At 71.7% G+C, this 19,883-nt stretch carries 14 protein-coding genes and 1 pseudogene; 7 read left to right on the top strand and 8 right to left on the bottom strand.

All coding sequences use genetic code 11. The features are described 5' to 3' along the window. Positions 1-60: 60 nt before the first annotated feature. Complete coding sequence (locus ACH4NX_RS13670) at positions 61-5,070, bottom strand: DNA repair ATPase (RefSeq protein WP_398129668.1); 5,010 nt, start codon at positions 5,068-5,070, stop codon at positions 61-63. 23 nt (positions 5,071-5,093) lie between these two features. Then, complete coding sequence (locus tag ACH4NX_RS13665) at positions 5,094-7,121, bottom strand: flotillin family protein (RefSeq protein WP_398129697.1); 2,028 nt, start codon at positions 7,119-7,121, stop codon at positions 5,094-5,096. Between the two features lie 593 nt (positions 7,122-7,714). Between ACH4NX_RS13665 and ACH4NX_RS13660 the strand changes: the two genes are divergently transcribed. Continuing rightward, on the top strand, positions 7,715-9,247 hold the full coding sequence (locus ACH4NX_RS13660; RefSeq protein ID WP_351389979.1) for an alanine/glycine:cation symporter family protein: 1,533 nt from the start codon (positions 7,715-7,717) through the stop codon (positions 9,245-9,247). 137 nt (positions 9,248-9,384) lie between these two features. On the opposite strand, the gene ACH4NX_RS13655 is transcribed toward ACH4NX_RS13660, so the two are convergent. From ACH4NX_RS13655 to ACH4NX_RS13640, 4 genes and pseudogenes are all read right to left on the bottom strand, one after another. Continuing rightward, positions 9,385-10,827: an ATP-binding protein gene (locus ACH4NX_RS13655; protein WP_398129669.1), complete on the bottom strand. Its 1,443-nt coding sequence runs from the start codon at positions 10,825-10,827 to the stop codon at positions 9,385-9,387. After that, entirely contained in the window at positions 10,828-11,613 is a 786-nt protein-coding gene (locus tag ACH4NX_RS13650) for a response regulator transcription factor (RefSeq protein ID WP_398129670.1), read from the bottom strand. Between the two features lie 61 nt (positions 11,614-11,674). Further along, positions 11,675-12,369, bottom strand: a pseudogene (locus tag ACH4NX_RS13645) (CE1759 family FMN reductase). Continuing rightward, positions 12,366-13,466 (bottom strand): LLM class flavin-dependent oxidoreductase, encoded by a 1,101-nt coding sequence (locus ACH4NX_RS13640; RefSeq protein WP_351389986.1) that lies wholly within the window; start codon positions 13,464-13,466, stop codon positions 12,366-12,368. The pseudogene ACH4NX_RS13645 and the gene ACH4NX_RS13640 overlap by 4 nt, the downstream one beginning before the upstream one ends. 139 nt (positions 13,467-13,605) lie before the next feature. Between ACH4NX_RS13640 and ACH4NX_RS13635 the strand changes: the two genes are divergently transcribed. Together ACH4NX_RS13635 and ACH4NX_RS13630 are read left to right on the top strand one after the other, a co-directional pair. After that, on the top strand, positions 13,606-13,944 hold the full coding sequence (locus ACH4NX_RS13635; protein ID WP_279564995.1) for a YnfA family protein: 339 nt from the start codon (positions 13,606-13,608) through the stop codon (positions 13,942-13,944). Between the two features lie 53 nt (positions 13,945-13,997). After that, a complete protein-coding gene (locus ACH4NX_RS13630) occupies positions 13,998-14,777 on the top strand; it encodes an SDR family NAD(P)-dependent oxidoreductase (protein WP_398129671.1) in 780 nt (259 codons plus the stop codon). Here ACH4NX_RS13630 and ACH4NX_RS13625 read toward each other — a convergent pair. Continuing rightward, positions 14,707-15,174, bottom strand: coding sequence for an ATP-binding protein (locus ACH4NX_RS13625; protein ID WP_398129672.1), 468 nt, complete (start codon positions 15,172-15,174; stop codon positions 14,707-14,709). The two genes, ACH4NX_RS13630 and ACH4NX_RS13625, sit on opposite strands and share 71 nt — an antisense overlap. Positions 15,175-15,431: 257 nt before the next feature. Between ACH4NX_RS13625 and ACH4NX_RS13620 the strand changes: the two genes are divergently transcribed. Further along, positions 15,432-16,268 (top strand): helix-turn-helix domain-containing protein, encoded by an 837-nt coding sequence (locus ACH4NX_RS13620; RefSeq protein WP_398129673.1) that lies wholly within the window; start codon positions 15,432-15,434, stop codon positions 16,266-16,268. Beyond that, positions 16,265-16,477 carry a DUF397 domain-containing protein gene (locus ACH4NX_RS13615; protein WP_398129674.1) on the top strand — a complete coding sequence of 71 codons (213 nt, stop codon included), beginning with the start codon at positions 16,265-16,267 and terminating at the stop codon, positions 16,475-16,477. Before ACH4NX_RS13620 ends, ACH4NX_RS13615 begins: the two co-directional genes overlap by 4 nt. A 54-nt stretch (positions 16,478-16,531) precedes the next feature. Here ACH4NX_RS13615 and ACH4NX_RS13610 read toward each other — a convergent pair whose 3' ends face one another. Beyond that, positions 16,532-17,725 (bottom strand): RtcB family protein, encoded by a 1,194-nt coding sequence (locus tag ACH4NX_RS13610; protein WP_351389999.1) that lies wholly within the window; start codon positions 17,723-17,725, stop codon positions 16,532-16,534. A 204-nt stretch (positions 17,726-17,929) separates the two neighbouring features. On the opposite strand from ACH4NX_RS13610, the gene ACH4NX_RS13605 reads away from it, so the two are divergent. After that, positions 17,930-18,811 carry a DUF3558 domain-containing protein gene (locus ACH4NX_RS13605; protein WP_398129675.1) on the top strand — a complete coding sequence of 294 codons (882 nt, stop codon included), beginning with the start codon at positions 17,930-17,932 and terminating at the stop codon, positions 18,809-18,811. Between the two features lie 115 nt (positions 18,812-18,926). Beyond that, entirely contained in the window at positions 18,927-19,838 is a 912-nt protein-coding gene (locus ACH4NX_RS13600) for a DUF3558 family protein (RefSeq protein ID WP_398129676.1), read from the top strand. Positions 19,839-19,883: the final 45 nt, after the last annotated feature.

Below are 19,883 nucleotides of genomic sequence, written 5' to 3'. Positions count from 1 at the left end.
GCCGTCGGTGGTGAGCGGAACCCGGAGGTGGCCGACTGGCTGCGAGGCAGGAGGGCGAGGTCATGGCCGCTCCCCGCCTCCGGTCTCGTACCGGGCGTGCGCGCCGGCCGGCCGGTGCGGCGGGCCGACGGCGCGGTCGATCGCCGACTCGACGGCGGCGATCCGGTCGGCGAGCAGGCCGAGGGCGGCGACGGCACGGGTCAGCTGGTCGTTCTCCGGGCCGCCGAGCACCTGGGCGCGCTGGTGGGCGGCCTTCAGCTCGGTCCAGCGCGCGGCCTGTGAGGCGGTGAGCGTGCCGCGCAGTTCCGCCAGTTTCAGCAGGTTCGCCTCGGCGCCCGTGGTGAGGGTCTGGGCCTCGGCCCGGTAGTGGTCCTCGACCAGCGCCGACAGCTCGGCGTCGTTCATGACCGGCTGGATCCGCTGGGCGATCCTGTTCATGTTGCGGTACGAGCCCTGCAGTCGGAAGGGCGGTTCGGTGCGGGTGCCGTCCGACTGGGCGGCGGAGGCGATGTACGCGGCGTTCACCGCGAGGACCGTCGCGCGGGCGGTGAGCAGGTGGCGCAGGACTGCGAGGACGCGTTCCAGTTCGGCCGGGGCGTAGGGGTGGGTGAGCCGGTCCGTCCGGGCGGTCGGGTCGTCCTCGGCGAGGCGGAGCAGCAGGTCGAGGTCGGCGCGGTCGCGGCCGGCGAGCGGGGCCAGGACCGGGTTGGCGGTGAGGGCGTTCTCGACGAAGCTCAGTTCGAAGGCGGGCCGCTTGCCCGTCAGGACGTCGCCGAGGTTCCAGACGTCGGCGCGGTTGGCGAGCATGTCGGGCACCTGGAAGCGGCTGCCGGACTCGGTGTAGGGGTTGCCGGCCATGCAGACGGCGAAGCGCTTGCCGCGCAGGTCGTAGGTGTGCGGCCGGCCGTCCCGTACGCCGTCGACGCGGCGGGTGGCGTCGCACAGCGGGATGAACTTCTGGAGCAGCTCGGGCGAGGTGTGCTGGATGTCGTCCAGGTACAGGAGGGTGTTGCCGCCCGCCGCGAGCGCGAAGTTGACCTTCTCGATCTCCTGTCGGGCGGTGGCGTTCGGGGCCTCGGCCGGGTCGAGCGAGGTCACGCCGTGCCCCAGTGCCGGGCCGCTGATCTTCACCAGCATGAGGCCGAGGCGGTCGGCGACGTATTCCATGAGTGTCGTCTTGCCGTAGCCGGGCGGGGAGACCAGCAGGAGCAGCCCGCCGGTGCCGGTGCGGTGCGCGGCGTCCGCGGTGCCGAGCTGTTTCGCGAGGCTGTCACCGACCAGCGGGAGGTACACCTCGTCGATGAGCCGGTTGCGGACGAAGGACGTCATCACACGCGGGCGGAACTCGTCCAGGCGGAGCCGGGCGCGCTCCGCGGCCACCAGGGTGGTGCGGTGCCGCTGGTAGGCGCGGTGGCCGGGGACCTCGTGGGCGCGGAAGGCGCGGGTGCGGGCGAGGAGTTCGTCGACGCGGACCGTGAGAGTGCCACCGCTGACACGCGGGTGGGCGCCGAGCAGTCCCCGTACGGTCCGGGTCAGCGGGGCGTCGCACGGGTAGCGAGGCAGGTCCGGGCAGAGTTCGGCGGCCACCGCCTCGGCCAGGTCGCCCGGCGTGGTGTCCGTGCCCGTGGACGCGGTGTACGCGGTGAGCCACGCCTCGACGAGCTGGCGGCGGGCGGTGGGGTCGCCAAGGGCGGCGAGATCCTCGTCGTAGGCCGGGCCGCCCACAGCGCGGCGGAACTTGTCCAGGAGGGTGCGGGTACCGGCGCCGAGGACGAAGCCTTCGGGGCCACTGGTGAGTTCCTCGACGAGGTACGCGGCCGCGGCTTGCGCGACCTCTTCCGTGACCTCCCCGGTGGCCTCTTCGGTGATGGCCCCCGCCAGCTCCAGGCGCAGGTCGGCGAGGGCGGGCGCGAGCCCGAACGTGTCCCGCGCGCGGGTCAGGGAGACCGCGCGCCGCCGCCAGTCCTGCCGGTCCCCGGGCGTCGTGCCGTGCGCCCAGAAGAGCTGGGCGGCGGCGCGGGCGGCGGGCTCGTGGCAGAGCGGTCCGGCGGCGTCGTACAGGCGCAGCAGGGCGGTCAGGATCAGGGTGGCGTCGTGGTCGTGGACGCCCCGCTCGTAACCCTCGTCGTACGCCTCCTCCGCCGCGCCGTGCACAAGGGCGGACAGGTCGTCGGTCTGCGCGAGGACGGCCGGGCCGTGGGCGTCGAGCAGGCGGGCGGCCAGGTGCTCGGCGCGGTAGACCCCGGGCGACTCGGACGGCAGGAGGCGGTCCCAGTAGGGGCGGGTGGCGTCGAAGTCCGGGTCGGTGACCGGCGAGCGGTGGTCGGTCCCGGTCACGGCGAAGGCCAGGCCGTCGCCGTACGGGACGAGGGTGAGGTCGAGAGGCTGGGTGTTGACGGCGAAGCGGTGGCCGCCCAGGCGCAGGGTGCGGCCGTCGTCGGCGTACAGGTCGGCGCGGTCGCGCAGGGCGCGCGACGCCTCCTGACGGGCGGCGTCGAGGCGTCCGTCGAGTTCCTCCGCGCGCACCGGGTCGCCCAGTTCGCGGAGCTCCCCGGCGGTGCGGCGGACCTTGGCGGGCATCGGGTCGGAGGCGAAGAAGGTGGTGACGGCGTCCGGGTCGGCGAGCGTGGCGGCACGGCGGGTGACCGTGCGCAGGACACGGACCGCCGACTCCGCCAGGCGCTCGGCGCGGCGGGCGCGGGCGTCGGCGAGGGACTGCTTGCGGGCGGAGAGCGTCTCGTGGATCTCGTCGCGCTTGTCCGCGAGCTCGCCGAGGAAGTCGTCGAAGTCGGCGAACCTGGATTCGAGGTTCTCCACTTGGACCAGCAGGCGGGCGAGTTGCTCGTCGCACGCGTCGGGGCTGTCCGCCACCGCGAGAGCGCCGGTGACCGCCTGGCCGAGCAGCGCGAACTCGGCGGCGAACCCGGCGCGGCCCTCCTGGTCGCGCAGGGCGCGGTGACGGGTGCCGAGTACCGCCCGGGCGCGGTTGACCCCGCCGAGGGCTTCGGCGACGCGCTCCAGGACGGCGGTGCGGACCGTGGCGTCGCCGATGTCGAGCCCGGCGACGACCTCGGTCACCGCGCCCAGCCCCTCCGCCAGCTCGTCCAGGCGTGCCCCGACGGGAGCGGCCTCGGCGGCGGTGCCGATCGCCTCGGCGTCGGCGACGAGCCGTTCGACGTCCGCGTGGTGACCGGCGAAGGCGTCCTCGCGCGACAGGTGGGTGACGGCCCGCTGCCCGAAGGCGGCCAGGTCGGCCTGGGCTCCGGCGGCGAGTGTGTCGACGCGGGCCGTGTCCGTGTACCGCGTCTCCCTGAGGGTCAGCAGGTGCCCCTGCGCCCGGCGCAGCTCGGTCAGCCCGGCCACCCAGGCGGCGGCCCCGCGCGGCGCCTCACCGCGCAGCCGGCGTACCACCGCGGCGAGCCGCGCGTCGGCCCGGTCGAGCGCGTCGGCGGCCTGCCGGGTCAGGGCCTGCACGTTCTCGAATTCGGCGAGTACCTGCTCGGCTGTCTCCCGTACCCGCCGCAAGGGGTCCGCGAGGTCGCCGGCCTCGGGATCGTCCAGCCAGTGGTGGGCGTCGGCGGCCCGGGCGCAGGCGGCGGCCAGCTCCTCGTACACCCCGCCCGTCGGGGTGGTCTCCGCGACGGCACGGGTCACGGAGAGGCAGTCGGAGATGCCCCGGACGAGGTCGGCGTTGCCGATGCGGGCCAGCGGGCCGCTGCCGGCGGGCCGGGCGGCGGCGTAGGTGTCGGAGACGTACGGGGAGGACCACCGCTGGACCGGATGCACCCGGGCGGGCTCGCCGGCCTCGGTGCGCAGCAGTGTGAGCGTGCCGTCGTCGGACAGCGCCCAGCCCCGGCAGGACAGGGGGGTCGCGGCCTCCTTGCGGATCAGGTTGTACGGCAGCAGCAGGGCGCGGCCCCCCGCGCCCGCGTGGGACGCCCGGAACGCGTACAGAACGTCCTCGCCGTTCGGTGATCCCACCTCACGTTCGAACTCCAGTCCGCTGACGTCGAGTTCGTACGTGCGGTGGGCGCCGGCGGCCAGGCAGTGACCGCCGGGGAAGACGATGCCCTGGTCGTCGGGGAGGCGGCGGCAGGCCTGCCCGATGCCGTCGCGGCGGACCACCTCCCGGGTGAGGGTGTTGAAGACCAGGTACCGGTGGGTCTCCTCCTTGTAGGGACGGATCCGCAGCAGGATCAGCGCGCCGACCCGTGCGTGGGCGATGTCCGCGTCGGCGAGGGACTGCAACGGCTCGACGACCGGTTCGCTGTGGATCCCCTCCCCCGTCCCGGTGTCGTTCTCCGCCTTGACGGTGAGCGTGCCGCCGACGGTCGCGACGAAGACCTGGTCCAGGACGGAGACGTGCGGGTGGCGGCCGAGGACGTGGTCCTCGCGGGTCGCCCCGGTCCACGTGAAGTCGTGGGAGGGCGGCAGGACGTGGTCGCGGTCGCCGCGCGCGTCCAGGAAGGACGCCCGTCCGCCGTCGTCGTCCAGCGTCCAGCGCAGCACGCGGATGTCGTCGGCCTTCTCACCGGTCCGGAAGACCGCGAGCAGCCTGCCCTCGACCCGGCGCAACCGCAGGAGCGTGGCCTGGCGGTAGTAGCGGTACAGGGCCTTGAACTCGCGGACGAAGGCGGTGTCGTCGAGGAGTCCCGGCACGGCGTCCTCGGGAAGCCGGCCGAGGTCGCGGGCGTGCAGCGCGAAGACGTCGCCCACGGCCGGCTCGGAGCCGGCCGCGGTGGCCGCCGGGGCCGTGGGAGCCGCGTGCGCCGTGTTGTAGCCGACGAGCAGCGTCTCCCCGACGGCCACGACGTCCGCGGGCACACAGGCGCGAGCGGTGTGCAGCCGCTCGGTGCCGGTGAGTGTGAGCCGGGCCGAGCCGAACTCCTCGATCCGGCGGGTGTTGAGCACCTCGGTCCGCCGGGCGAGCTCGGCGGCCTGCGCGACGAGCCGGTCGCGCAGCACCTCGTAGGTGCCGGTGTCCAGCGTCTCGTGCGGGCCACCGCCCGGCGTCTCGTACGTGTCCGTGTCCAGCGTCTCGTGCGCGCTGCTGTCCGCCCCGGTTGCCATGGGGTTCCTTTCCGCGACGGTACTCAGGCGGCCTTGGCGCTACCGTTGAGGGACGCCAACGGGGCTTCGGCGATGCCCAGTTCGCCCGCCTTCTCGAGCAGCTTCTGCACCTGGCCGGCGGGCGCGCCGCCCGACTTCATCAGCTTCATCAGCAGCGCGGACACGGTCAGGTTCTGCAGGTCGGCCGTGGAGACCGAGCCGAGGACACGGCCGAGGTCGTCGGCGAGGCTGGCCGTACCGTCGAGGTACGGCTTCGCGAGGGCCTGAGCGGTCTCGGAGTGCTGGACGAAGCCGTCGACGCCCTTGCCGAGCGCGATGGACGACATCAGCCGGTCGAAGAAGACGGACTCGCCTCCGACGATGTTGATGTCGGCGTTCTCCAGGCCGGTGGCCAGCACCGTGGCCTGCGCCTCGGCGACCTGACGCTGCACGTCCAGACCGGCGAGCCGGATGTCCTTCTCGGCCTCCAGCCGCAGCCGGTACTCCTCGTGCGCACGGGACGCCTCGTCGAGCGCCGCCATCGCCGCCGCCTTCTCCGTCAGACCGGCCGCCTCGGCCTTCAGCTTCTCGCCGACGCCCTCGGCCTCGGCGAGCGCCTTGGCCCTGGCCCCCTCCGCCTCCGCGCGCATCCGCGCCTGGGTCGCCTCGGCCTCCGCGCGGCCGGCCTTCTCGATGACCTCGGCCTCCTTGTCGCGGACCTGGACCTCGGCCAGCCCTTGAGCCGCGCTCTCCGCCTGGATGGCCTCGGCGAGCCGCAGCTTGGCCTGTGCGTCCAGGTCGGCGCTCTTCAACCGGGCCTCGGCCAGGGTCAGTTCCTCGGCCGCCCGGTGGGTGGCCGCCTGCTCGGCGGCCTCCGCCGCCTTGATGTCCTTGACCAGCCTCTCCTGCGCCTGGGCCTCCGCGGCGATGATCACGGTCTGCCGATCGCGCTCCGCCTCCTCCACCGCGCGCAGCTTCTTGATGGACTCCTCCTGCTCGGCGACCGTACGGTCCACGGCGACCCGCTCCCGGATGACCTCGGCGATGTCCCGCTTCTCCGCCTCGACCTCCTTGGAGGCCGCGATCCGGGTCAGTTCGGTCTCCCGCTCCCGCGCGATGACCTCGAGGAGCCGGTCCTTCTCGATGCGCTCGCTCTCGATGGCGATGACCCGTTCACGGTTCTTCGCGGCGACGGCGACCTCGCGGGCCTGGTTCTCGCGCTGGACGCCGAGCTGCTCCTCGGTACGCAGGAAGGCGCCCTGCGCGCGCAGCCGCTCCTCCTCCACCACCCGCGCGGTCTCGGCCTCCTCACGGGCCCGTACGGTCTCGATCTCCCGCTTCTGCTTGGTCTCGGCGTCCACCTGCCGCCGCTCCAGCTCCAGGATGGCCTCCCGGGCGTCGACGTTCTGACGGGTGATCTCCTTCTCCTCGGTGCGCTGGGCCTCGTTGGTGCGCACGTGCTCCACGGCCGTCAGCTCGGTGATCTTCCGGATGCCCTGCGCGTCCAGGACGTTGGCCGGGTCGAGCTGCGTCAGCGGCGTCTGCTCCAGGTAGTCGATCGCCGCGTCCTCCAGGTGGTACCCACTGAGGTCGACACCGATGACCTCGATGATCCGGTACCGCAGCTCCTCACGCTTGGTGTAGAGGTCGGTGAAGTCCATCTGCTTGCCGACGGTCTTCAGCGCCTCGGAGAACTTCGCGTGGAAGAGCTCCTGAAGGGTGTTCCGGTCGCTCGCCCGTGCCGTGCCGACCGCCTGTGCGACCTTGACGACGTCCTCGACGGTCTTGTTGACCTTGACGAAGAACGAGATGCGGATGTCCGCGCGGATGTTGTCCCGGCAGATCAGACCTTCCTTGCCGGCCCGGGTGATCTCGATGGCCTTGACGGAGATGTCCATCACCTCGGCCCGGTGCAGCACCGGCAGGACGACCTGCCCGGTGAAGGTCACGTCGACCTTGCGCATCTTGGAGACGATGAGCGCCTTGCCCTGCTCCACCTTGCGGAACAGCCGGGAGACGACGAGCAGTGCGAGCAGGCAGAGGACGACGAGCACGGCCACGCCCACGATCATGGGATTCATCAGCAACGTCCTTGGCGGTCGGGAGGACGAGCCCCCTCGGGCTCGGAGAAGCAGAGATCGACCCGCGCCGGAACCGGCACCTCCGGGTCCCGATGCCGCCAACTGCCGGTGTCCGGCATCGGGACCAGGATCCGTGCTCCCCCTCGCCCTCATCCTGGCGATGCGGAGCGCTCACCGCATTGCCGGTTCCCGGCAGTCTTCGCCGAAGCCTCCATGCCGGTCACCGTCAAGAGGACGTCAAGACCACCCCGGCCGACATGGGTGCACACGGCATGCATCCCGTGTCCGAATAACGGTCCGATCTCACCGGTCCGGAGTTCCGCTGGTCACGAATCGTCACGTGATTTACATCACTCAATATTCGGCAAAGACGTGGTAGAACAGCGCAACTCCGCAGGTGGCTCGGCCGACTGCCATGCCGCGGAGGGACGGCCCGTACCCGCGCCACACCCAGGACGATCACGGTCCGAAACCGCACCGTGTGCACGGGTTCATCCATCGGACAACGACGTTCGCGCAGAGACAGACCGCTCACCCAGGCGAGACGCCCCACCCGCCAACCCCGCGTCATCGAGGTAGTCACCGTGTCACTCGACTCCGTCACCCAGTCCGTCGACGAAGCAGTCAGCGAATTCTTCGAGCCCATAGCCGAGTGGCTGGGGGAGGTGGTCTTCTACACCGTTCCCGTCGGCGATGCGGACCTGCCCCTCATCGTCGCCTGGCTCGTCGTCGCCGGCCTGGTCTTCACCAGCTGGTTCGGACTCGTCCAGGTCCGCAAGTTCAAACTCGCCATCGACGTGGTGCGGGGTAAGTACGACGAGAAGGGGTCGGCCGGCGAGGTCAACCACTTCCAGGCACTGACCGCCGCCGTCTCCGGCACCGTCGGCCTCGGCAACATCGCCGGCGTGGCCGTCGCCGTCTCCATCGGCGGCGCCGGTGCCACGTTCTGGATGATCCTGTGCGGCCTGCTCGGCATGGCCACCAAGTTCGTCGAGGTCACCCTCGGCGTGAAGTACCGCGTGGTGCACGCCGACGGAACCGTCTCCGGTGGCCCGATGCACTACCTGCCCAAGGGCCTGGCCGAGCGCTTCGGCAAGAACGGCAAGACCCTCGGCAAGGTCCTCGCGGTCCTCGCGTCCTTCCTGATCCTGTTCTTCGGCCTCTTCGGCGGCAACCTCTTCCAGGTCAACCAGTCCTACGCGCAGCTGGTCTCGGTCGCCGGCGGCGAGGACGGCGCGCTGGGCTCCTCCGCCGGCGCCCTGTTCTTCGGCATCCTGGTCGCCGCGATCGTCGGCATCGTGCTCCTCGGCGGCATCCGCTCCATCGCCAACGTCACCAGCAGGCTCGTACCGGCCATGGCCGGCATCTACATCCTCGCCTGCCTGATCGTGATCCTGGTCAACATCACCGCCGTGCCGGACGCCCTGGTCTCCATCGTCGAGCGCGCGTTCAACCCGCAGGGGGTCGTCGGCGGTGTGCTCGGCGCGCTGATCATCGGCTTCAAGCGGGCCGCGTTCTCCAACGAGGCCGGTCTCGGCTCCGCCCCGATCGCCCACTCCGCGGTCAAGACCAAGCACCCCGCGAGTGAGGGCCTGGTCGCGCTGCTGGAGCCGTTCATCGACACCGTCGTCGTCTGCACCATGACCGCGCTGACCATCGTCATCGCCAACCCGGCCAGCTTGGAAGAGGCCCGTACGAACGAGGGCATCGGCGGCGTCACGATCACCTCCGACGCCTTCGAGACGGTCCTGCCCTGGTTCCCGTACGTCCTCACCGTCGCGGTGCTGCTGTTCGCCATCTCCACGGTGCTGACCTGGGGCTACTACGGGCTCAAGTCGTGGACGTACCTCTTCGGCCGCAGCCGGGCCAGCGAGGTGACGTACAAGGTCGTCTACACCCTCTTCGCCATCGCGGGTTCGCTGCTGACCCTGCAGACCCTGATCGACCTGGCCGACGCCTTCCTCTTCTCGCTGGCCGTCATCAACATCATCGGCCTCTACCTCCTCGCCCCCGTCGTCAAGCGCGAGCTCAACACCTTCCTGGAGTACGTCCGCGCCCGTAAGGCAGGCGAGGACCCCGGGGACGACGACCCGGAGTCGGTGAAGACCACCGTCTGACCGCTCACACGGCCCGGCTCCCGGACGGGGCCCGTACTCACCTCGCGCCTTGGTGAGCACGGGCCCCGTCGGCATGGGACGGCCCCCCGCCCCCCGTGCCCGAGGGGCGGGGCACCTGCTCCGGGCGTACGCCGCCCTCAGCCGCCCGGCGCGTCGCTGAGCGGCTCGTCCTCCGCGGCCGCCCCGAGCACCGTGAACCCGATCACCGACCCGCCCCCGTCCCGCCGGTACGCGAACGGCGTTCCCCCGTGCGCCAGCGCCACCTCCCGCACGATGGACAGGCCCAGGCCCGAGCCGGGCCGGGAGCGGGCGTCGGCGGCGCGGTAGAAGCGGTCGAAGACACGGGCCAGGTCGGCGTCACGGATGCCGGGGCCCCGGTCGAGGACCTCGACGCGGACCGTCCCCGCCAGGGCGCGCCCGGCGACGACGACCTCGATGGGACCGGTGCCCTCGGGGTCGAACTTCGCGGCGTTCTCGACCAGGTTGGAGATCGCGCGGGTCAGCATGGCGGGCCGGCCCTCCACCGTCGTACCGCCGTCGGCGCGTACGCCGATCTCCCGCCCACTGCGGCGCCGGGCCACGGCCGCCACGTCGTCCGCGATCCGCGCCACGTCGACCGGCTGCGGGGGCTCCCCGGCCCACTGGCCGGCCGCCAGCTCGACCAGTTCGTTGACCAGGTCGGTCAGCTCGCGGGCCTCCTGCCCGAGGTCCGCGACCAGTTCCTCGCGGGCGGCGGGCGGGAGTTCGTCGATGCGGCGCAGCAGCGAGATGTTCGTCCGCAGGGAGGTGAGCGGCGTCCGCAGCTCGTGGCCCGCGTCCTGGACCAGGCGCCGCTGGTCCTCCTCCGACTGGGCGAGACGGCCCAGCATCAGGTCGAAGGCGCGGCCGAGGCGGCCCACCTCGTCGGGGCCGGTGACCGGGACCTGGATGCCGAGCCGGCGGGTGCGGGCGACGTTCTCGGCGGCGGAGGTGAGGACCACCAGGCGCCGGGTGATGCGCCGGGCCAGCCACCAGCCGAACAGCCCGGCGCCCGTCACCACCGCGCCCATCAGGACCAGCGTCCGCCGCTGCAGCGCCCGCAGCAGGTCCTCCGTGTCGCTGAACTCCTGCGCCACCTGCACCGCGCCCCGGCCGCCCCCGAGGGCGACGGTCGCCACCCGGAAGACGTCGTGGCCGACGTCGACGTCCTCGTGCTCCACCGTCCGCCCGGCGGTGGCGGCACCCGCGGCCCGCCGGTCGGCGTCGGTGACCGGCAGCCGCGGACCGGCCGGGTCGAAGACCCCGCCGTCCGGGCCGAGGACCTGTACGTCGGTGCGGGCCGGGCGCACGATGTCGTGGCCGCGCGCGGACGAGGCGAAGTCGACCGGCGACAAGGGCTGCAACCGCACCTCGGCCCGCAGGTCCTGCACGACCTGGTCGAAGACGGACTCCTGATCCACCCGGACCAGCCGGGCCGCGGCACCGTACGACAGCACCCCGACGACGAGCGTGACCGCGGCGGTGACCGTGGCGAACGACACCGCGAACGTCGTCCGCAGCGACAGCAGCCGGGGCCGGCGCCCGAGCGGGGAGGGGCCCATTCAGTCCTCCCGCAGCACGTAACCCACCCCGCGCACGGTCTGGATCAGCTGCGGCGCCCCCGGCCGGTCGAGTTTGCGGCGCAGGTAGCCGACGTAGACGGCGAGGTTCTTGGAGCCGGGTCCGAAATCGTAGCCCCAGATCCGGTCGTAGATGGTGGAGTGGTCGAGCACGATGCCCGCGTTGCGGACCAGCAGCTCCAGCAGCCCGAACTCGGTGCGGGTCAGTTCCAGCTCATGCCCGTCCCGCCAGGCTCGGCGGGCCCGGGGGTCCATGCGCAGCCCGGCCGCCGCCAGGTACCGGCCGTCCTGCGGATTCCCCGGCTCCCCCGGCGCCCCCGGCTCTCCCGGCGCTTCCGGCCCGGGGGCGGGCGGCACGTCCGTCGGCCCGGAGCCGGTGTCCGGCCCCGCCTCCGTACGGCCGCCCGTGCGGCGCAGCAGGGCGCGCAGCCGGGCGAAGACCTCCTCGACGTCGAAGGGCTTCACCACGTAGTCGTCGGCACCCGCGTCCAGGCCCGCGATGCGCTCGGCGGTCTCCACCAGCGCCGTCAGTATCAGGATCGGCGTGGTGTCGCCCTCCGCGCGCAGCGCCCGGCAGACCTGGAGGCCGTCCATGCCCGGCATCATCACGTCCAGTAGGAGGACGTCCGGCCGGCCGCGGTGGGCCTCGGCCAGCGCATCGACGCCGTCCGCGACCGCGGTGACCCGGTACCCCTCCAGGGTGAGGGCGCGCTCCAGGGCGTGCCGGATGGCGCGGTCGTCTTCGGCGAGCAGAACGGTCCGGGGCACGCGCCCAGTCTGCCAAGACCAGGGGCCCCGCGACCGGACGGCCGGGTTTCTTACCGGGATCTCACCCCGCGGGCCGCAGCGCGGCGAGCCGCTCCTCGAACGGCACGATCCCGTCGGCGTCCACACCCGGCTTCCCGCCACGCTCTACTCCTGGCGTCGCGCCCGGCTTCCCGCCACGCTCCGCTCCCGGCTCCGCGACCGTCGCCGGCCCGGCCGTCAGCGCCGCCAGCTCCCCGGCCGCCCGCTCGATCCGTCCGTCCAGTCCCCCGGCGCCCCAGTCCTCCGAGGCGGCGTAGACGCCGGTCGGTACGACGACGGCCTTCAGGTACGCGAAGAGCGGACGCATGGCGTGCTCCAGGACGAGCGAGTGCCGGGCCGTACCGCCGGTCGCGCCCATCAGCACCGGCTTCCCGGCGAGGGCGTCCGCGTCGGTCACGCTCAGCGCGTCGAAGAACGACTTGAACAGCCCGCTGTACGACGCCGAGGCCGCGTCGAGGCGCGCCTCCGGCACGACCGGCGTGACGACGATCAGGCCGTCGGCCGCCGCCACCGACTCGAAGGCGGCGGACAGGTTCCGCCCCGGGAAGCCGTTGGTGAAGGTGTGCGCGATCTCCACGGCGAGGTCGCGTACCTCGACCACCTGGGCCTCCGCGGACGCCTGTGAGGCACCGGCACCGTCGCGGCGGCCAGCCGGTCGGCGAGCAGCCGGGTGGAGGACGGGACGCCCAGTCCCGCCGAGACGACGACGAGCTTCATGCCCGCACTCCTTCCTCGGCCGCGTCCCCACGGGTGGCCAGCAGGGACGCGTGGGTCGGCGCGTCCGGCACGTTCGCGGGACGGTTCTTGGCGAACTCCTCGCGCAGCACCGGCACGACCTCCTCGCCGAGCAGGTCGAGCTGCTCCAGCACGGTCTTCAGGGGCAGCCCGGCGTGGTCCATCAGGAACAGCTGGCGCTGGTAGTCACCGGCGTACTCGCGGAAGGCCAGCGTCTTCTCGATCACCTGCTGCGGCGAGCCGACCGTCAGCGGCGTCTGTTCGGTGAAGTCCTCCAGCGACGGCCCGTGCCCGTAGACCGGGGCGACGTCGAAGTACGGGCGGAACTCGCGCACCGCGTCCTGCGAGTTCCTCCGCATGAACACCTGACCGCCGAGACCGACGATCGCCTGCTCGGGGGTGCCGTGGCCGTAGTGGGCGTAGCGGGCCCGGTAGAGCTCGACCATGCGCTTGGTGTGGTCGGCGGGCCAGAAGATGTTGTTGTGGAAGAAGCCGTCGCCGTAGTACGCGGCCTGCTCGGCGATCTCCGGCGAGCGGATCGACCCGTGCCAGACGAACGGCGCGACGCCGTCCAGCGGCCGGGGCGTGGACGTGAAGCCCTGGAGCGGCGTACGGAACCGGCCCTCCCAGTTCACGACGTCCTCGCGCCACAGCCGGTGCAGCAGGGCGTAGTTCTCGACGGCGAGGTCGATGCCCTCGCGGATGTCCTTGCCGAACCACGGGTAGACCGGCCCGGTGTTGCCGCGCCCCATCATCAGGTCCGTCCGGCCGTCGGCCAGGTGCTGGAGCATCGCGAAGTCCTCCGCGATCTTCACCGGGTCGTTGGTGGTGATGAGGGTGGTGGAGGTGGAGAGGATCAGCCGCTCGGTGCGCGCCGCGATGTAGCCGAGCATCGTGGTCGGGGAGGACGGCACGAAGGGCGGGTTGTGGTGCTCGCCGGTCGCGAAGACGTCGAGCCCGACCTCCTCGGCCTTCAGCGCGATGGCGACCATGGCCTTGAGGCGCTCACGCTCGGTCGGCGTACGACCCGTGGTCGGGTCCGGCGTGACGTCGCCGACGGTGAAGATGCCGAACTGCATGGTCGCTCAACCTCCGAGTTGTTGACGGTTCAACTATACGCGCCAACGGCTGACCCCCGGACGTAATTCCGGCCACGCCTGCGGCCCTCGCTCCCGGCCCCCGCGCCCCGCCCTGGCCCGGTCGTGCGAGGCTGCCCCCATGCTCGTGCTCCGCTCCGCCGCCCTCTTCGTCGTCGCCGCCCTCTTCGAGATCGGCGGCGCCTGGCTGGTCTGGCAGGGCGTACGCGAACAACGCGGCTGGCTGTGGGCCACCGGCGGCGTCCTCGCCCTCGGCGCCTACGGCTTCGTCGCCACCTTCCAGCCCGACGCCCACTTCGGCCGCATCCTCGCCGCGTACGGCGGGATCTTCGTGGCCGGTTCCATCCTGTGGGGCATGGTCGCGGACGGCTACCGCCCCGACCGCTGGGACATCACCGGGGCCCTGGTCTGCCTCGCCGGGATGGCCGTGATCATGTGGGCGCCGAGGAACGGCGGCTGACTACGCTGGGCGGCGACCGCCGCACCGCCCCGCGCACACCTCAGGAGCAGCCCATGGCCCCCGCAGCCGCCCCGTCCGCCGCCTCCCGCATCGCCGTCGTCACCGGTGCGAGCAGCGGCATCGGCGCCGCCACGGCCCGGCAGCTCGCCGCGGCCGGCTACCGCGTCGTCCTCACCGCCCGCCGCAAGGACCGCGTCGAGGCGCTCGCGGAGGAGATCCAGGCGGCCGGCCACAAGGCGACGGCGTACCCCCTGGACGTCACCGACCGCGCGGCGGTCGACGAGTTCGCCACCGCGTTCAAGACGGTCGGCGTCCTCGTCAACAACGCGGGCGGCGCGCTCGGCGCCGACCCCGTGGCCACCGGCGACCCGGACGACTGGCGCCGCATGTACGAGACGAACGTCATCGGCACCCTCAACCTCACCCAGGCGCTCCTCCCCCGGCTGGAGGCGAGCGGCGACGGCACGGTCGTCGTCGTCTCCTCGACCGCCGGCCTCTCCACCTACGAGGGCGGCGCGGGCTACGTCGCCGCCAAGCACGGCGAACACGTCCTCGCCGAGACGCTCCGCCTGGAGATCGTCGGCCGCCCGGTCCGCGTCGTCGAGATCGCGCCCGGCATGGTGAAGACCGACGAGTTCGCCCTGACCCGCTTCGCCGGCGACCAGGACAAGGCGGCCAAGGTCTACCAGGGCGTGGCCGACCCCCTGACCGCCGACGACGTCGCCGACACCATCACCTGGGCGGTCACCCGCCCCGCCCACGTCAACATCGACCTCCTGGTCGTCCGCCCCCGCGCCCAGGCGTCGAACACGAAGGTCCACCGGGAGGGCTGACCCACGGCGACCGGTCCGGCACGGCGCACTCGGCCCACACGGTCTTGCCGGGACCGGTGGGCCGTGCGGTCACGCCCCAGTCGCCCGCCATGGCGTCGACCAGGAGCAGGCCCCGGCCCGACTCCCCCTCCGGGTCCGGCGTCCCGGGGACGGGCCGCCTCTCGGTGCGGGTGTCCGTGACCTCGATCCGCACAGTGCCCTCGGCCTCTGTGAGGCGGAGGTGAAAGTCCCGGCCCGGTACGTGGCCGTGGCGGACGGCGTTGGTGGTGAGTTCCGCGGCGATCAGCGTGACCGTCTCGTTCAGGTGTGAGGCGTACGGGTGACCCCAGGCGTCCAGGCGGTGCGAGACCAGCCGACGGGCGAGGCGGGCGCCGCGCGGGGTCGACGTGAACCGCATCGCGAAGGTCCGGGTGGGCCGGGGCGGTTGCGAAGGCGTCCGCCTTCGCGGGGGAGTTACTGACTTCATAGGGCAACGGTCGCGAACTGTGCGTAGCGTTCACCAGGCGTGACGCGCTGACCGGTACGAGCTGTACGCCGCCGGAGCGGGGGCTGTACACGGGGTGCGCCGTGACCGGCCCCACAGGCGTCGGGTTGGGTACGAGCGCGATGACGGTGCGGTGTTCGGCGGTTGGGTACGTACGGGAGGTGCCGGGCGTGGAGGAACAAGGGCAGGTGGACGGGGTCGAGCAGGAGGCCGGTGCGGGCATCCTGCACGTCTTCGGGCGGCAGCTGAAGCTGTGCCGGGAGCGGGCGGGGCTGGACCGCGCGGAGCTGGGGAGCAGGACGGGGTACTCGGCCTCGACGATCGCTTCGTTCGAGCAGGGGCGACGGATTCCACCCCCGAGGTTCATCGACAAGGCGGACGAACTGCTCGACGCGGGCGGGCTGCTGAAGGCGGGCAAGGAGGAGGTGGCTCGGGCGCAGTATCCGGCGTTCTTCCGGGACGCGGCCAGGTTGGAGACCAAGGCGGCAGCTCTCCACGTGTACGCCACGAAGGCAGTGCCGGGTCTGTTGCAGACGGAGGAGTACGCGCGGGCCGTGTTCACCATGTGGCGCCCCCTGCTGGACGAGGAGACCATCGGCCAGCGGGTGACGGCTCGCCTGGCTCGGCAGGAGATGTTCTCGCGTACACCGATGCCCACCATCAGCTTCGTCATCGAAGAGTTCGTGCTGCGTCGCCCTCTGGGTGGATGCCAGGTCATGCGGGGGCAGTTGGAGCAGATTCTGCTGTACGGACATCGCCGCAACGTCGAAATGCAGGTGATGCCGATCGAGCGGGAAGAGCATGCTGGACTGGAAGGCCCCTTCACCTTGATCGAGACCGTGGAAGGGCAGAGGATCGCGTACGTGGAGGCGTACAAGGACAGCCGTCTCTACACGGAGCGGAGGTCGGTCCGGGAAATCGAGGATCAGTACGGCATCCTCCGGGCACAGGCCCTCACTCCGCGCGAGTCGCTGGCCCTCGTCGAGAAGTTGCTGGGAGAGAGATGAACGTCGAAGAACCCGGTTGGTCCGTGCCTGAGTCGGCTTGGTTCAAGAGCAGCTACAGCACGGGGTCGGGCGGCGAGTGCGTCGAGGTCGCCTCCCGGCTCGGCGTTCTGCACGTCCGCGACTCGAAGGACAAGGCAGGCCCGATGGTCGACCTGACGCCGACGGCGTGGGCGGAGTTCGTCGGATTCGCCGCTCGGCATACCGCGTAGGCCCAAGAACGATGCCCCGTGACCGCTCGCCCGGGTCACGGGGCACTGACGTGCTCAGCCCTTCACACAGACGACCTGCTTGAGCTTCGCCACGACCTCCACGAGGTCGCGCTGCTGGTCGATGACCTGGTCGATCGGCTTGTAGGCGCCCGGGATCTCGTCCACGACACCCGAGTCCTTGCGGCACTCCACGCCCCGCGTCTGCTCCTCCAGGTCCTTCGTGGAGAAGCGGCGCTTGGCCGCGTTCCGGCTCATGCGCCGCCCGGCGCCGTGGGAGGCGGAGTTGAAGGACTTGGCGTTCCCGAGGCCCTTCACGACGTACGACCCCGTGCCCATGGAACCGGGGATGATCCCGTACTCACCGGAACCGGCCCGGATCGCGCCCTTGCGGGTGACGAGCAGGTCCATCCCCTCGTACCGCTCCTCGGCCACGTAGTTGTGGTGCGCGCTGATCTCCGGCTCGAAGGCCGGCTTCGCCTTCTTGAACTCCTTGCGGACCACGTCCTTCAGGAGCGCCATCATGATCGTGCGGTTGTACTTCGCGTACTCCTGCGCCCAGAACAGGTCGTTGCGGTACGCCGCCATCTGCGGGGTGTCCGCGACGAACACGGCGAGGTCGCGGTCGATCAGCCCCTGGTTGTGCGGGAGCTTCTGGGCGACGCCGATGTGGTGCTCGGCCAGTTCCTTGCCGATGTTGCGGGAACCGGAGTGAAGCATCAACCACACAGAACCGGTTGTATCTGTACACACTTCGACAAAATGATTTCCGGATCCAAGCGTTCCCATCTGCTTTTCGGCCCGCTCGTGACGGAACTTGACCGCTTCGGCCACTCCGTCGAACCGCCCCCAGAAGTCGTCCCACCCGGCCGTCGCCAGCCCGTGGAAGCGCCCCGGCTCCACGGGACTGTCGTGCATCCCGCGCCCCACCGGAATCGCCTGCTCGATCTTCGAGCGCAGCCGCGACAGGTCTCCCGGCAGGTCGTTCGCCGTCAGGGACGTCTTCACCGCCGACATCCCGCAGCCGATGTCCACGCCGACCGCCGCGGGGCACACGGCGCCCCGCATCGCGATGACCGACCCGACCGTCGCCCCCTTGCCGTAGTGCACGTCCGGCATGACCGCCAGGCCCTTGATCCACGGCAGGGTCGCGACGTTGCGCAACTGCTGGAGCGCCACGTCCTCGACCGTCGCCGGGTCGGTCCACATCCGGATCGGCACCTTCGCGCCCGGAATCTCCACGTACGACATATCGTCCTCATTCCCCCGGAAGACAAACAGAAGTCTCGAAGCGCAAAACCGGCGCCAAGGTCGGCCAAAGGGACAGCCGACCGGCGTTCACGGCAGCGCGTGCGATACACATTGTCTCCAGGGAGCGCCCCCGTACAGCAAGCGAATAACCAGCGGGGACACTGGAGTACGACCACCAGCCACACCGGCGAGAGGAGCCGCACCGTGCAGCGGAAGGCCTATGTACCCGGCGTCGCCGCCCTTCTGGCGGCGTTGCTGGCCGGCTGCACCGGCGGCTCGGGCGACGGCGCCACGGCGGACGACTCCAACCCGGGACAGCCCGGTGTCGCGACCGAGGCGGCCGAGCCCGGCAAGTACCGCACCCTCCCGGAGCCGTGCGGCGCGGTCGGCGACAAGTCGCTCGGCGCGCTCCTGCCCGGCCTCGAGGAGATCGCGGACGAGGTGCAGCGCGAGAAGGCGTACCGGGGCGAGCCGACACTCGCGTACGACACCGACCGCAAGGTCGGCTGCCGCTGGAAGGTGGAGTCGGCGGACGCCACCAACCACCTCTTCGTCGACTTCGAGCGGGTGGTGTCCTACGACACCGCCGTGAGCGACGACAGCGAGGCCGAGGACCTCTTCGCGGAGCAGGTGGAGGCGGCCGACCTGCCCGAGCCGGCCGCCTCGGACTCCACGTCGGAGTCGGGGTCCACGTCCTCGGAGGAGTCCGGGTCCTCGTCCGGTGCCCCGTCGTCCGGGGAGGCGTCCGACGGTCCGAGCGGCACGCCCTCCGCGTCTGCCTCGGGCTCCGCGTCCTCCTCCGCCGACCCGTCGTCGAGCCCGTCCGCCGATGCCACGCCCGCCGACCTCCAGCCCCGGCTCCTCGACGACCTGGGCGACGAGGCGTTCGTGGACGACGCGCTGAGCAGCTCCGGTTCGACGGCGAAGCGGCGCACGGTGACTGTGGCGTTCCGCACGTCGAACGTCATGGTGACCATCGAGTACGCGGAGCAGTCGGCGATGCTCGGAGTCGTGCCGGACAGCGAGGAAATGCAGGACATGGCGCGGAAACTGGCTTCCCAGCTGGCGGATTCGCTGAGCGGCTGAGCCCTGCCCGGCCCCGTGGGGGCCCGTGTGCGAAGCGCCAGGAGCGGGTCGCGAGATTTTCCCAACGCGTACCGTGGCCCCCGGACCCGTTCCGACCGCAGGAACCACCAGTGCCATGAGTGAAGGAACCATGCAGCGACGAGCCCAGCGTGACCAGCGAAACCAGCAGGCGAAGCGACTCACCCGCCTTCTTGTCGGCGCGGCCGCAGTCCCCGTGATGCTGGTGGCAGCCGGCTGCTCCTCGGACTCCGGCTCCGACGACGCCAAGGACAAGGCCGCCGCGGAGAAGTCCGCCGCGTCCAAGTCCGCGAGCCCGTCCCCGACGGTGCGTGCGGCCGCGTACGGGAAGCTTCCGGAGCCGTGTTCGGTGCTGGCGAAGAAGACGCTGGACGACCTGGTGCCCAAGGCCGACTCGGGCAAGGAGGGCGCGTCCAACGACACGGCGATGCGCGCCAGTTGCTCCTGGGACAGCCTGGACGACAACGGCGTGAAGGGCTCCCAGTTCCGCTGGCTGAGCGTGTCGATGCTGCGCTTCGAGTCGGACGTGACGCGCGGTGAGGGCGAGAAGCTGGCGCAGAAGTACTACCAGAAGCAGACCGAGGACGTCCGTACGGTGGACGGCGCGGAGAGCCTCAAGTCCGAGCCGGTCGCCGGGACCGGCGACGAGGCGACGGCGGTGCGCTACGACCTGAAGAAGAAGGAAGGCACCTTCAAGCAGCAGACGGTGGTCGCGCGCGTCGAGAACGTCGTCGTCACCGTCGACTTCAACGGCGCGGGTCTGGCCGGCGACAAGTCGCCGGACGCCGACGACCTGGCCAAGGACGCGCAGAAGGCGGCCAAGGAGGCGGTGGCCTCGGTGACGAAGGCCAACGGCGGCGGCACCGGTGGCGGCACGACGAGCGGCTCATCGGCGACGTCCGGCTCGGGGTCCGGCTCGGGGTCCGGCTCGAAGCTTGATTCGGGGGCCGGTTCGGAGTCCGGTTCGGACTCGGAGTCGTCCTCCAAGTCGTCGTCGAAGTCGGGCTGACGGGCCGTATCGACCCACCGGCCACCCGGCCCCCGCACACATGTG

Source organism: Streptomyces sp. NPDC017225 (genome assembly GCF_044331465.1).
In the GTDB taxonomy this organism is placed as follows: Bacteria; Actinomycetota; Actinomycetes; order Streptomycetales; family Streptomycetaceae; genus Streptomyces.
Note: the sequence above shows the minus strand (reverse complement) of the source record. Positions and strands in the feature narration are given on the sequence as shown.

What these genes read in the sequence shown, in the direction of transcription:
- ACH4NX_RS13670 (WP_398129668.1), bottom strand. Translation starts at nt 5,070, where the DNA reads ATGGCAACCGGGGCGGACAGCAGCGCGCACGAGACGCTGGACACGGAC.
- ACH4NX_RS13665 (WP_398129697.1), bottom strand. Translation starts at nt 7,121, where the DNA reads ATGATCGTGGGCGTGGCCGTGCTCGTCGTCCTCTGCCTGCTCGCACTG.
- ACH4NX_RS13655 (WP_398129669.1), bottom strand. Translation starts at nt 10,827, where the DNA reads ATGGGCCCCTCCCCGCTCGGGCGCCGGCCCCGGCTGCTGTCGCTGCGG.
- ACH4NX_RS13640 (WP_351389986.1), bottom strand. Translation starts at nt 13,466, where the DNA reads ATGCAGTTCGGCATCTTCACCGTCGGCGACGTCACGCCGGACCCGACC.
- ACH4NX_RS13635 (WP_279564995.1), top strand. Translation starts at nt 13,606, where the DNA reads ATGCTCGTGCTCCGCTCCGCCGCCCTCTTCGTCGTCGCCGCCCTCTTC.
- ACH4NX_RS13630 (WP_398129671.1), top strand. Translation starts at nt 13,998, where the DNA reads ATGGCCCCCGCAGCCGCCCCGTCCGCCGCCTCCCGCATCGCCGTCGTC.
- ACH4NX_RS13625 (WP_398129672.1), bottom strand. Translation starts at nt 15,174, where the DNA reads ATGCGGTTCACGTCGACCCCGCGCGGCGCCCGCCTCGCCCGTCGGCTG.
- ACH4NX_RS13615 (WP_398129674.1), top strand. Translation starts at nt 16,265, where the DNA reads ATGAACGTCGAAGAACCCGGTTGGTCCGTGCCTGAGTCGGCTTGGTTC.
- ACH4NX_RS13610 (WP_351389999.1), bottom strand. Translation starts at nt 17,725, where the DNA reads ATGTCGTACGTGGAGATTCCGGGCGCGAAGGTGCCGATCCGGATGTGG.
- ACH4NX_RS13600 (WP_398129676.1), top strand. Translation starts at nt 18,927, where the DNA reads ATGAGTGAAGGAACCATGCAGCGACGAGCCCAGCGTGACCAGCGAAAC.